General features: G+C 69.0%; 13 protein-coding genes. 10 read left to right on the forward strand and 3 right to left on the reverse strand.

What is annotated here, in order from left to right; all coding sequences use genetic code 11:
* Window positions 1-14: 14 nt before the first annotated feature.
* From V6K52_RS15475 to V6K52_RS15515, 9 genes are all read left to right on the forward strand, one after another.
* A complete protein-coding gene (locus tag V6K52_RS15475; RefSeq protein WP_353951013.1) occupies window positions 15-407 on the forward strand; it encodes a hypothetical protein in 393 nt (130 codons plus the stop codon).
* Window positions 388-1,395: a non-homologous end-joining DNA ligase gene (ligD, locus tag V6K52_RS15480; protein WP_353951014.1), complete on the forward strand. Its 1,008-nt coding sequence runs from the start codon at window positions 388-390 to the stop codon at window positions 1,393-1,395. Before V6K52_RS15475 ends, ligD begins: the two co-directional genes overlap by 20 nt.
* The gene (locus V6K52_RS15485) at window positions 1,392-2,249 is read left to right on the forward strand and encodes a uracil-DNA glycosylase (protein ID WP_353951015.1); all 858 of its coding nucleotides are present in this window, start codon (window positions 1,392-1,394) and stop codon (window positions 2,247-2,249) included. The genes ligD and V6K52_RS15485 overlap by 4 nt, the downstream gene beginning before the upstream one ends.
* A 52-nt stretch (window positions 2,250-2,301) precedes the next feature.
* Entirely contained in the window at window positions 2,302-2,694 is a 393-nt protein-coding gene (locus V6K52_RS15490; RefSeq protein ID WP_353951016.1) for a TOBE domain-containing protein, read from the forward strand.
* Window positions 2,691-3,536 carry a molybdate ABC transporter substrate-binding protein gene (modA, locus tag V6K52_RS15495; protein WP_353951017.1) on the forward strand — a complete coding sequence of 282 codons (846 nt, stop codon included), beginning with the start codon at window positions 2,691-2,693 and terminating at the stop codon, window positions 3,534-3,536. The genes V6K52_RS15490 and modA overlap by 4 nt, the downstream gene beginning before the upstream one ends.
* Window positions 3,533-4,372 (forward strand): ABC transporter permease, encoded by an 840-nt coding sequence (locus tag V6K52_RS15500; RefSeq protein WP_353951018.1) that lies wholly within the window; start codon window positions 3,533-3,535, stop codon window positions 4,370-4,372. The genes modA and V6K52_RS15500 overlap by 4 nt, the downstream gene beginning before the upstream one ends.
* Window positions 4,369-5,448 carry an ABC transporter ATP-binding protein gene (locus V6K52_RS15505; RefSeq protein ID WP_353951019.1) on the forward strand — a complete coding sequence of 360 codons (1,080 nt, stop codon included), beginning with the start codon at window positions 4,369-4,371 and terminating at the stop codon, window positions 5,446-5,448. Before V6K52_RS15500 ends, V6K52_RS15505 begins: the two co-directional genes overlap by 4 nt.
* A gap of 33 nt (window positions 5,449-5,481) precedes the next feature.
* Window positions 5,482-6,483, forward strand: coding sequence for a quinone oxidoreductase (locus V6K52_RS15510; RefSeq protein ID WP_353951020.1), 1,002 nt, complete (start codon window positions 5,482-5,484; stop codon window positions 6,481-6,483).
* Between the two features lie 92 nt (window positions 6,484-6,575).
* Window positions 6,576-8,687: a hypothetical protein gene (locus tag V6K52_RS15515; RefSeq protein WP_353951021.1), complete on the forward strand. Its 2,112-nt coding sequence runs from the start codon at window positions 6,576-6,578 to the stop codon at window positions 8,685-8,687.
* A 100-nt stretch (window positions 8,688-8,787) separates the two neighbouring features.
* Here V6K52_RS15515 and V6K52_RS15520 read toward each other — a convergent pair whose 3' ends face one another.
* The 3 genes from V6K52_RS15520 to V6K52_RS15530 are packed head-to-tail and all read right to left on the reverse strand — an operon-like array spanning window position 8,788 to window position 11,173.
* Entirely contained in the window at window positions 8,788-9,132 is a 345-nt protein-coding gene (locus V6K52_RS15520; protein WP_353951022.1) for a hypothetical protein, read from the reverse strand.
* Between the two features lie 41 nt (window positions 9,133-9,173).
* A complete protein-coding gene (locus V6K52_RS15525) occupies window positions 9,174-9,914 on the reverse strand; it encodes a response regulator transcription factor (protein WP_353951023.1) in 741 nt (246 codons plus the stop codon).
* Complete coding sequence (locus V6K52_RS15530) at window positions 9,911-11,173, reverse strand: PspC domain-containing protein (RefSeq protein ID WP_353951024.1); 1,263 nt, start codon at window positions 11,171-11,173, stop codon at window positions 9,911-9,913. The genes V6K52_RS15525 and V6K52_RS15530 overlap by 4 nt, the downstream gene beginning before the upstream one ends.
* Window positions 11,174-11,299: 126 nt before the next feature.
* On the opposite strand from V6K52_RS15530, the gene V6K52_RS15535 reads away from it, so the two are divergent.
* On the forward strand, window positions 11,300-12,811 hold the full coding sequence (locus tag V6K52_RS15535; RefSeq protein WP_353951025.1) for a PspC domain-containing protein: 1,512 nt from the start codon (window positions 11,300-11,302) through the stop codon (window positions 12,809-12,811).

Genomic DNA, 12,811 nt, shown 5'->3' on the forward strand with positions numbered 1-12,811 from the left:
ATAAGGTGGCGAGCATGACGCAACCGAGGGCCGGGGAGCCCCAGGGGCGCAGCACCTTCACCTGGATCGGCTGGGGTGCGCTCGTCGGTGCAGTGCTCACTCTGCTGTGGAGCTTCTCGTCCCCGGGCGAGGGCGGCAGCGTCCCGGACACCCAAATTCTGGTCTACATGGGTGTCGTCCTCGTCCCGTTGGGCGCGACCTTGGGCGCCCTGGTGGTGGCACTCCTTCCCGATGGGAGGGGCTTGGCCCCTCTCCCCCCACCGCCTGCTGATCCTCGCTGCCTCACTCTGCGCCCTCCTGGCGCTCTGTCAGCTCTTCTCGTCCATCACCGGGCTGCCCGGCCTGCTCTGACCACGCAAGGTGGGCGGACGGCATACGGTGTCGTGCATGGCCTCTCGCAAGGGTGAGTTCGGCGAACCCGTGATCCTCGACGTCGCCGGCCACGACGTGAAGTTGTCGAGCCCCGAGCGCGTGTACTTCTCCGCGCGAGGTGAGACCAAGCTCGACCTCGCCAACTACTACCTCTCCGTTGGTGACGGCATCCTCAACGCGCTCCGGGAGCGGCCGACGATGCTGCACCGCTTCCCCGACGGCGTCGACGGCAACAAGGTCCATCAGAAGCGCGTCCCGCGAGGTGCCCCGCCGTGGCTCGAGACCGTGCGGCTGCACTTCCCGCGATATGGGCTGCACGCCGACGAGCTGTGTCCCACCGACCTCGCCCACATCATCTGGGCGGTGCAGATGAGCACCGTCGAGTTCCACCCGTGGAACAGCCGCCGCGCAGACACCGAGCAGCCCGACGAGTGGCGCATCGACCTCGACCCGATGCCCGACGCCCCGTTCGACCGGGTGAGGCGTGTCGCCCACGTCACCCACGAGGTGCTCGACGAGCTCGGCGCCACCGGCTTCCCGAAGACGAGCGGCGGGCACGGGCTCCACGTCTATGTCCGCATCGCCCCCGACCACGGATTCAAGGAAGTCCGCCGGGCGGCCCTGGCCTTTGCACGCGAGGTCGAACGCCGCGCACCCGACGACGTCACGACCACGTGGTGGCGCAAGGACCGCGACCCTGCAGCCGTCTTCGTCGACTACAACCAGAACGCCCGAGACCACACCATCGCGAGCGCCTATTCGGTGCGCGGCAACACGATCGGCACCGTCTCGACCCCGATCCATTGGGACGAGGTCGATGACGTCGACCCGCAGGACTGCACCATCGCCACCGTCCCGAAGCGCTACGCCGAGCTCGGCGACCTGCACGCAGACATCGACAAGCACGCCTTCGACATCGCTCCCCTGCTCGAGTGGGCCGATCGTGACAAGCGAGAGGGTGCCGACACGCCACCCGAGCCCGACGAGGCGGAAGAAGCAGAGGAAGCCGGCGCCAAGCCGTGACGGGCACCGACGGGGTGGCACGCGTCGGCCCCGACCTGCACCCGATCACCGGTGAGGCATTCCTCTCCCCCGTCCCACCGGGCTCCGGCTGGCCCGGCGACCCCGCAACCCCAGCAACCCCCGTCGCGGCCAGCGCCCACGACGTCCCCACCCTTGCGGCCAGCGCCCTGACCCTCACCGAGGTCGACGCCCGAGTCACCGTCTGCCGAGCCTGCCCGCGACTCGTCGACTGGCGCGAAACCGTTGCGAGAGAGGACCGTCGGGCATCGTTCGCCGACCAGCCCTACTGGGGCCGACCGGGGCCATCGTTCGGCGACCCCGACGCCACAGCCCTCATCGTCGGACTGGCACCCGCCGCCAACGGCACCAACCGGACCGGTCGGATGTTCACCGGTGACGCCTCCGGCGACTTCCTGTATGCCGCCCTCCACCGCACAGGATTCGCCAACCAACCCACCTCGGTCGGTGCGGGCGACGGCCTCGAGCTGACCGGCATACGCATCGTTGCCGCCGTGCGCTGCGCCCCGCCCGAGAACAAGCCCACGCCAACGGAAAGGGCCACGTGCGCGACCTGGCTGGGCCGCGACCTCGAGCTCCTCGGCGATCGCCTGCGCGTCATCATGACCCTCGGCGAGATCGGCTGGAAGGGCGTCCTCGCCGCAACGACAACACTCGGCTGGGCCGTCCCCAAGCCACGCCCCAAGTTCGGCCACGGCACCGAGTCCGTCCTGCACACCCCCGGCGGCACACCCGTCCGGCTCGTCGGCTGCTATCACGTGAGCCCGCACAACACCTACACCAAGCGCCTCACCCCGCAGATGCTCGACGCCACCCTGATCAGCCTGCGTCGCTGAAACCTGCACAACTGGCCCACAACTCCGCAGATGCGGGGTTAGGGTGTTCAACATGCCGCAGATGCGTCTCTCCGAAGCCGCGACGTTCCTCGGCGTCAGTGACGACACCGTCCGGCGCTGGGTCGACAGCGGCGCCCTCGACGCGCAGTCCGACGAGGCCGGCCGCAAGGTCGTCGACGGGCACGCCGTGGCACTGCTTGCGCGCGAACAGGCCCGCGCCGTCGCCGACCCCTCGAGCGTCGGCCGCTCCGCCCGCAACCGCTTCGTCGGACTGGTCACCGACATCACGATGGACAAGGTCATGGCCCAGGTCGAGCTGCAGTGCGGCCCCTTCCGGGTCGTCTCACTGATGTCGAGCGAGGCAGTCCGCGAACTCGAACTCGAGCTCGGATCCGTCGCCGTCGCCGTCGTGAAGTCGACCACCGTCATCGTGGAGACCCCGTGAGCATCACACCCACACCCACCTCGTATGCCGTCCGCTCAGCCATCGCTGTCGCCAGCCTTCTCCTCGTGGCTGGGTGCGGTGGCGGTGGCGGCAGTGGTGGGCAGGACAGCACGGATTCGCCTGCAGCACAGTCGAGTTCGACGTCCGCCACGTCACGGACCCTGACCGTGTTCGCCGCGGCCTCGTTGCAGAAGTCGTTCGAGCAGATCGGCAAGGAGTTCGAGCGGGCCCACCCCGGCGTCACCGTCCGGTTCAGTTTTGGTGGCTCTTCGGGCCTCGTCGCACAGCTCTCCGAGGGAGCGCCCGCAGACATCCTCGCCACCGCGAACGAGTCGACGATGAAGAAGGCCGTCGCCGACGGGCTCGTCACCGATGAGCCAACCCCGTTCGTCTCGAACACGCTCCAGATCGTCGTGCCCAAGGACAACCGCGCCGGCATCCAGTCCCTCACCGACCTCACCAAGCGCGAAGCCAAGGTCGTCCTCTGCGCACCGGCGGTCCCCTGCGGCGCCGCAGCCATCTCTGTGGAGAAGGCAGCCGGCATCGACATCAAGCCCGTGAGCGAGGAGCAGTCGGTCACAGACGTGGTCGGCAAGGTCCGCTCCGGAGAGGCCGACGCCGGACTCGTCTATGTCACCGACGTCCGCGCCACTGAAAACTCCGGAGCCGACGCCGAGGTCACCGGCATCGACTTTGCCGAGGCCACGTCGGCCACCAACATCTATCCGATCGCCCCCCTCAAGGATGCCACGGACGCCTCCCTGGCCGGCGAGTTCCTCACTGCCATCACGAACGCCGAGGGCCAGAAGGTGTTGCAGGCAGCCGGATTCGCCGCTCCGTGACCCGACAGCCCTGGCAGACCCGACTGCCCCGATTGACGCGACGGACTCACCTGGCGATCCCCCGGTGGCTCCTCGTCCCTGCAGCGCTCGGGTCACTGCTCGTGGCCGTGCCGATCCTCGCGATGGCGCTGACCGTCGACTGGGGCAACTTCTGGCCGCTCGTGACGTCCGAGGCCTCCACCGCCGCGCTCTGGCTCAGCCTGCGGACCGCCACCGTGAGCACCGTGTTGTGTCTCCTCTTCGGCATCCCGCTCTCCGTCGTCCTGGCCCGGACCAACGGCACTGCTGCCACGCTTCTGCGCTCCCTCGTCCTTCTCCCCCTCGTCCTCCCACCCGTCGTCGGCGGCATCGCGCTGCTCCAGGCGTTCGGCCGACGCGGCCTGCTCGGCGACACCCTCGACGTGCTCGGCCTCGAGATCGCCTTCTCGACCACCGCCGTCATCATCGCCCAGACCTTCGTCGCGATGCCGTTCCTCGTGCTCAGCCTCGAAGGCGCACTCCGGGCAGTCGGCACCCGCTACGAGGACGTCGCCGCCACCCTCGGCGCGGCCCCCACCACCGTCTTCCGGCGAGTCACCCTCCCGCTCGCCCTGCCCGGACTCGTCTCCGGGACGATCCTCGCTTTCGCTCGCTGCCTCGGAGAATTCGGCGCGACCATCACCTTCGCCGGGTCCCTCCAGGGCACAACCCGCACCCTCCCCCTCGAGATCTATCTGCAGCGCGAAGGCGACCCACGCGCTGCCGTTGCACTCTCGCTCGTGCTCGTCGCCGTCGCCGTTCTCGTCATCGGCCTCACCCGCGCTCGGCGCGACTCCCTCGCGGCAGGCGCCTCATGAGCCCGGCCTTCTCGGTCGACATCACCGTCGATCAGCGCGACGTCGACATCAACGTCACCGTCAACGAGGGCGAGACGCTCGCGCTCCTCGGCCCCAACGGTGCCGGCAAGTCGACGATCCTCGCCGCCGCCGCGGGCCTCATCCACCCCGACACCGGCACGGTGCGGCTCGGAGACCGTGTCCTGTCCGATGCCGGCCAGTCCGAGAGCAGCACCCACATCTGGGTCCCACCCCATGCCCGCGGCATCGCCCTCCTCGCCCAGGACGCCCGCCTCTTCCCCCACCTCAGCGCCCTCGACAACGTCGCCTTCGGACTCCGAGCGACCGGCACCTCACGTCGCGTGGCCGCCGAGCGGGCGGCGAGCTGGCTCGAGAGGGTTGGCATGGCGGCATACGCACAACGTCGGCCCCACAAGTTGTCCGGTGGCCAGGCCCAAAAGGTCGCCATCGCCCGCGCTCTCGCCACCGAACCCGCCGTACTCCTCATCGACGAACCCCTCTCCGCCCTCGACGTCGAGGTGGCACCCGACGTGCGTGACCTCCTACGACGCGTGACCCACGACCGCACGACGGTCCTCGTGACCCATGACGTCCTCGACGCTGCCCTCCTCGCCGACCGGGTCGCCGTCATCCACGGCGGGCGAGTCGTCGAGGAGGGCGAGACCGCTCGCGTGCTCAGCCGCCCGACGAGCGACTTCGGGGCACGCTTCGCCGGACTCAATCTCATCCGCGGCACCGCCGTCGACGGAGCCCTGCGTATGCCGGACGGTCGCCTTCTCCACGGCATCGTGGACTTCGCCCTGGGTGACGAATCACTGAGCGAGGGTGCGGCAGTCGCGGCCGTCGTCGCGCCCTCGGCCGTGAGCGTCCACCTCGAAGCCCCGCACGGCAGCCCGCGCAACAGCCTCGACGCCACGGTCATCGACCTCGAGCCCCACGGGCACCTGGTGCGGGTCCGCACCGACGTCCTCAGCGCCGACATCACCCCAGCAGCCGTGGCCGACCTGCGGCTCGCAAGAGGCGACCGCGTCGTGCTCTCGGTGAAGGCAACCGAGATCCACCTGCACCGCGCGTGAACTTCGAGTGCAGGTCACGGTTAGCCTCGGATGATGACTTCTGGTTCCGCACTGCCCGAGTCCGCTCCGGCCCTCGTCGTGACCACTCACGGTGGAGGCGATGTTCTCGAGGTCCGGGACCAGCCCTTGCCGGAGCTCGGCAGCGAGCAGGTCCTCGTCCGGGTGGCTGCCGCCGGCGTGAACTTCATCGACACCTATCAGCGCGAAGGCGTCTATCCGATCCCCACCCCGTTCGTGGGTGGCAACGAGGGTGCCGGCGAGATCGTCCGGGTTGGCGAGGACGTCAGTTGCTTCGTCGTCGGCGACCGTGTCGCGTGGGGCCAGGGACTCGGATCGGCCCAGACCTATGCCGCGGTCGACACCAAGAACCTCGTCCACGTCCCGCCGGGCGTCGACCTCGAGACCGCAGCCGCCGCGATGCTCCAGGGCCTCACCGCGCACTACCTCTCCACCAGCACGTATGGCGTGCAGCAGGGTTGCGTGGCGCTCGTCCATGCCGCCGCCGGGGGCGTCGGCCAGCTCCTGACCCAGATGATCAAGAAGCGCGGCGGGCGCGTCATCGCCACCGCCGGGTCCACCGAGAAGCTCGAGACCGCCCGCGCGCGCGGCGCTGACGAGCTCATCAACTATGCCGAAGTCGACGACCTCGCAGCAGCCGTCAGAGAACTCACCGACGGACAGGGCGTCGACGTGGTCTATGACGGAGTCGGCAAGGACACCTTCGAGGCCTCGCTGGCCTCACTGCGGCCACGCGGGCTCATGGTGCTCTATGGCGCGGCGAGTGGTCAGGTCCCACCTCTTGACCTCCAGCGCCTCAACAAGCTCGGCTCGCTCTTTGTCACCCGCCCGAGTCTGGGCGCCTACATCTCGACGCCCGATGAGCTTCGCGCCCGCGCGACCGAGTTGTTCGAGTGGATCTCGTCGGGTGAGGTGCAGGTCAGCATCGGCGGGCGCTACCCGCTGAGTGACGCACCCACGGCATACGCCGATCTCGAAGGACGTCGCACGCAAGGCAAGTTGATCCTCATCCCCTGAACCGGTGACACGCCACCCAGCCCCGGGATACAGTCCGCCCAGCACCGACGTGCGATCGCGCGGGGGTGGTCTGATTCCAAGGGGATATATTCATGAAGCGCTGGTCTCGCGTGTCGTCTCTGGGCGCGCTCATTCTCGTCGCGGCTGTGTGCGCGACCACCTCTCCCGTCACCGCCTCGGCAGCAGCACCCACGCTGTCCGTCGCACCACGCAACGAGCTGACCATCGTCGCCCCCGCCGGTGCGGTCGTGCCCTCCGTCACCACCCAGACGCCGGGGATCACCGGGTTCGGCTCGAGCCGAACGTGGGCCACGGGCACGATGTCCGTGCAGCTGAGCGCCTTCACGGGCGAGACGTTCAAGGTCGGCACCTTCCAGTCCGGCCATGCCGCCGGCCGACTAGGGGTGAGCATCACGAACAACGGGGCCAGCTGCACCGACGGCGCTTCCTCGCGGGTCACCGTCCACGAGTTCACCTACGACGGTGACGGGCTCACCTCGTTGGCCGCCACACTCCAGGCCAACTGCTCCGGAACCGGCCAGACCGTTGCAGAGCTCCGCTTCAACAGCACCGTAGGCGCCCAGCGTGTCGGCGGCCTGCGGCTGGGCCAGGACGGCGCGTTGCGGCGGGTCACCCTCACGACCCCCGAGGCAACCACGGTTCAGGACATCTTCTGGGCCGGCGACCTCACCGTCGTGGTCAAGGCCAACACCTGCAACGGTGCTTCCCTCCCGGCTGGCGGAACCTGCTACGTCGATGTCGTCCCCCGTACGCTCGAGGAAGGCGGCGAGTACATCGCGCTCTCAATTCGTGACGCCGAGGCCAAGCGCCTCGACACGGTCTCGATCACCGCACTCGGCCTGCAGAGCCCCGAAGGCGCCTACACCCCGCTCGCCACGGCGAAGCGGTTCCTCGACACTCGGCCTGGGAACGTACCGCTCCGCGCCGGCACCCCCCGCGACCTCCAAGTCCTGGGCGTCAACGGCATGCCCTCCACCGGCATCTCGACCGTCGTTGTCAACATCACGGTCGTCGCGCCCAACACTGGCGGCTATCTGACGGCCTACCCCGCCGGCACGACCGCACCCACGGCGTCGTCGATGAACTTTTCCAAGGGCCAGACCATCGCCAACCTCGTGACCGTCCGGGCGAACGCCGGCAAGATCCGCCTCCTGACGAGCGCCACCACCCACGTACTCGTCGACGTTGTCGGCTACTACCGCAACCTCGCAGGGACGTCGTCCGACCCACGAGCCTACGGCTCCTTCCAGCAGGTCGAGCCTTACCGTCTCTACGACAGCCGTAAGGATGTCAAGGTCAACGGTTACGAGATCTTTGACCTCTGGACCGACTTCGGTGACGACTTCAACCGCCGCACGAAGGCGCTCGCCATCAACGTCACGGTGGTGGCACCCGAGGGTCCCGGCCACCTCACCGTGTGGAACGGCCTGAACTCAACCACCGTCCCCAACACGTCGACGCTGAACTTCACCGCTGGTCGCACCGTCCCGAACATGACCGTCGTCCCGGTCAGCCTGTGCTACAGCTGCAACGCCGCGGGCACGGGCGTTCCGGCCTTCAGCATCGCCAATGCGTCCTCAAAGCGGGTTCATGTCGTCGTCGACGTCGTTGGCGTCTTCGACGACAACAGCGTTGAATTCGGTTCGCGCCTCAAGCCCCTCGCCACCCCCAAGCGCGTGGTCGACACACGCGCCAGCCTGGGCTTCAAAACACTCGGCGCGGGCGCGACTGGGACCGCGAGCGCGGCCTCAGTGAGCACACCGTGGACCACCTCGTTGTCGGGCAACCTCACGGCGGTGGGGCCGACGAAGTACACATGGCTGACCATCTGGGAGGCTGGCACACCCAAATCGGGGGTCAGCTCGATGAACCCCTACCCGGGTCAGAACGTGGCAGCCATGGTCATGCCCGGCATCTCCGACGCCCGACAGTTCTCGGTGAACAACGCCGTCGGAACGACGAACGTCATCCTTGACGTCGTCGGTACGTTCGAGTTCTACAACACCGAGGAGTACGCACCGGAGACGGGCGTCTTCACGGCCGACACGGGCCTCGTGGCCAGTGAGGCCCCCGGCGCACTCACCAAGGCACCGGACAGCAAGGGCATCGCTCCCGACAAGGCCTCGGCAAGCAGGACCGGGTCCCCGGCCTCGGCCCCGGCCTCGAAGGTCAACTCGCGCTGACCCGCACAGCATCGACGCGGAAGGCCCGCTCCGATCGTTGATCGGGCGGGCCTTCCGCTGTGCTGCCAGCCGGAGATGAGGGACTCCGACCGGAGCTGACTCAGGTCCAGAGCACGGCGATGGCAGTGTTGAGAACGGCGAGCGCACCCGCCGCGTGGACGAGTTGCGGGTTGCCCTGGCCGCGACGCTCACGACCGGCCGCGATCTCGGCGCAGGCCGCCACGGCGATCGCAATGAGGAGCTTGACGCCGATCTTGGTGTGGTTCAACGGGTCGTCACCTGCCTCGTTGAGGCCGACGAGGAGGAGCCCGGTGATGATCTGTGCACGCGCACCCCACACGAGCGCCGGCGTCGGGATGCCACGTGAGACGAACACGGCGCTGCCGATGATCGCGGCGAGGCCGAGCAGGTGCAGGAACACGAAGACGTTGGTGAGGAATTCCATGCGCCGAGGCTATCGAGGACCAGTTCACTCCTGGACAGCACTCACACCAGGCGGCGGCCCATCGCCCACGCCGTGAGCTCGTGTCGCGATGACAACTGCAGCTTGCGGAGCACCGACGACACGTGGGTCTCGACGGTCTTGACCGAGATGAAGAGCTCCTTGGCGACTTCCTTGTATTGGTAGCCGCGGGCGATGAGACGCATGACCTCGCGCTCCCGGGCCGACAGCCGGTCAAGCTCCTCGTCGACCTCGGCGATCTCGCCGGCCGCAGCACCGAAGGCGTCCAGTACGAAGCCCGCGAGCCGAGGGGAGAACACCGCGTCGCCATCAGCCACCCGCCGCACTGCCGTCCCCAGATCGCGCGCGGTGATCGTCTTGGTGACGTAGCCGCGAGCGCCCGCCCGGATGACCGCGATGACGTCTTCGGCAGCGTCCGACACCGACAGGGCCAGGAAGCGCACCGGCGCACCGGCCTCGGTCTCGACCCCGAAGCAGCCGTTGATGACGTCGGCGCCACCCTTGCCCGTGCCACCAGGCAGGTGGACGTCGAGAAGCACGACATCGGGCCGGGTCTCGCGGATGACCTTGACCGCAGCCTCGACGTCAGGAGCCTCACCGACGATCTCGATCGCGGCACCGGCATCCTCCGCCAGCTCACTGCGCACACCGGTGCGGAACATTCGGTGGTCGTCGACGAGGACGACCCGAACCGGGCCGGTGCGCGGTGCGGCTGGCTTCTTGGACTGGGTGGGCTGCGTGGGCTGTGTGGGCTGTGTGTTCATGGCTGCTCTCCTTCGAGAGGCGGCAGCGTGAGCTCCACCTCGGTTCCGTCATCACGGCGGCGGACCCGAGCGGTCCCGCCGTGTCGTTCCATCCTGCCCAGGATCGAGGCGCGAACACCCAACCGGTCCTCGGGGATGTCGTCGATGTCGAAGCCTTCGCCGCGGTCGCGAACGAAGGCATCGACCCCACCGGGGCCGATCTCGGCGTATGCCGTGACCGGCGCCTTCCCGTGGCGGGTCGCGTTGAGCATCGCCTCCCGCATCGCCCGCACCAGGGCAGTGCCGTGCTCCTCGAGGGGGCGGTCACCGGTGACGACGAGGTCGATGACGACCCCATTGAGATCCTCGACGTCGTGCGCGGCGGCCGTGACCGCAGGGGCGAGGGACTCGTCGGAACCCGACGGGCCGGCATACAGCCACGAGCGGAGCTCGCGCTCCTGGGCACGGGCGAGCTGGGTGACCGATGCGGGATCGTGCGAGCGGCGCTGGATGAGCGCGAGGGTCTGCAGGACCGAGTCGTGCAGGTGAGCGGCGATGTCGGCGCGCTCGTTGGCGCGGGCCGCACCCTCCTGCTCCTCGCGGTAGTCGCGCCACAGGCGGACCACCCACGGGGCGGCGATGAGGGTGGCACCGACGAGGACGGCGACCGTTGCGAGGAGGGCGTCTCCGATCGCTGCGAACGAGTTGCCGCGGATCGTGAGCACGAGGATTCCGATGATGGCAACGGTGATCCCGAGGCCTAGACGCAGGACGAGCATGCCGCGGTCCTGCTGCTGCGTCCCGAGCCACTTGGTGCGCTCCGCGTCGTCGAGGTGTGACCAGGCGACCGCGACACCCGCAGAGATGAGCAGCAGTGGCAGGAGCACTCCGGCGCGCACGTCGACGCCGGCGAACTGGAGCCCCACGACAGTGCCGATGAGGACGAGCATCCCGCCACCGGCGACATACATGCCCCACCGCGATTCACTGAGACCAGACACCGCGCGCAGGGCACCCGGCTCACGCTGCTCGCCACCGAGGTCGCTCGACGGCGTGACGACCCAGAGGAAGAGGTAGACGGGCAGACCCGGACCGGAGATCGCCAGCACGATGAAAGCGATGTGCACCCACCGTCGGCGCACCTCGAGATGCGCCGCGATGCCAGCGCACACTCCCCCGAGCCACCGCCCACCCAGGGGTCGGGTCAGCGCCGGACGTCCCTCATGGGGGGAGAGGTCCGGCGACTGCGCGACACGTTCGCGTTCGTACGGTGTGGCCACACCCCCATCCTGACGCACGATCGCAGTGATGGCGGCGGGTGCAGGGGTCTCGTGGGGGTCACGTCAGGGAGCCGTCAGGGTCGACCCTCATGGCAGAGGGGGGCCGCGTCGGTCACTGTTGATGACATGACGCAGACACCTCAACCGGCGGAGACCGCCCAGTCCCAGGGAAGCAAGTTCTGGGACGACATCCTCTCGATCGGCATCCCCCGCGATCGCTCCCGCCAGTGGTTCGGGGGCGTGTGCTCCGGCGTCGCCCGCAAGGTCGACGTCGACCCGGTCCTCATCCGGGCCGCCGTGATCGCGCTGACCCTCTTCGGTGGGTTCGGCATCGTCGTCTACCTCGTGGCCTGGCTGCTGATGCCGGACGAGACCGGCCGCATCATGGCCCGCGACGCCCTCAACCGCGACGGCAACGGTGACGCCGGTGGCGCCATCGCGCTGTCGGTCATCGCTCTCGTCGTCATCGCGGCGATCGTCTTCGGGGACAACGGGTTCTTCATCGGCTGGGGCATCGTCCCGCTGGCCGTGATCGGATGGTTCGTCTGGCGTCACCTGCAGCGCAAGGAAGGCGTGGCGGCCTCCCCGTGGTCTGCCTCCCAGCCTGCTCCCGTCGAATCCACTGGTCAGGCCGGCCAGAACGTGTATGCCGCGAGCGCGGCTCCGGCTTCCTACGCACCGACTGCGCCCTACGCGCCGAACGCGCCGGCCACGACGGCAGCGCCGACCGGGGCAAGCGACGGGTCTGACGGGTGGCAGCCCCCGCCGGCTCCTCCGGTCCCGCCGCGTGCGCACATGCCGCTCGCTCCCCCGCCCCCGCCGCGTCCGCGCCGCCGCTCTGCAGGCTTCGCTGGTTTCGCGCTCGTCCTCGGGGTGGCGATCGTCGGCTACGGCGCCGGCCTCATGCTCGATGACACGCTGAACTTCTCAGGCACTCGTGAGCTGTTCGGGGGCGTCATCGCCCTCGGCGCGGCCTCGCTGGCCACGATGGTCATCGGACTCATGGGGCGCCGCAGCCTCATGTCGGTCGCCCTCGTGATGATCCTCGGCCTCGGCACCGCCGTTGCGGGCGTCGGCGAGCAGACGTGGAACGGTGGACAGGGCACCCGCACCTGGACCCCGTCGCTATCGGCGATGACCACCCGCTACGAGCACGGCGCCGGTGAGACCACCATCGACCTGCGTCCCCTCGCCGACCAGCTCGCCAACCCTTCGCAGGCGCCAGTTCCCGAGCCGACCCCGGCGCCCAGTGTCGCGCCGGCACCGAGCGCTCCGGCACCCGGCACGACAGCGTCGCCGGTTCCGACGCGGACGCCAACGCCAACGCCAACGCCAACGACAGCTCCGACGGCCGCGGTCGCCCCCGTGCCCACGGTCCCTCAGCGGATCGAAATCCGTCAGGGTGCCGGTGAGATGCGGATCATCGTGCCGGAGGGGGCCAACGCACAGATCCACGCCACGACGACCTTCGGCGAGGTCCAGGTCCGCGGCGATCTGCCCGGCGGCGTCTCCGATCGTGACCGGGGAGACGAGGACGGGCCCAGCGAGACGCTGACCCTCAATGTCGGCTCGGGCACGCCCACCATCATCATCCGCGCCGAGATGACGTTCGGCCAGATCACCATCCAGGAGGGCTGA

The sequence above is a fragment of the Knoellia sp. S7-12 genome (assembly GCF_040518285.1).
Taxonomy (GTDB): Bacteria; Actinomycetota; Actinomycetes; order Actinomycetales; family Dermatophilaceae; genus Knoellia.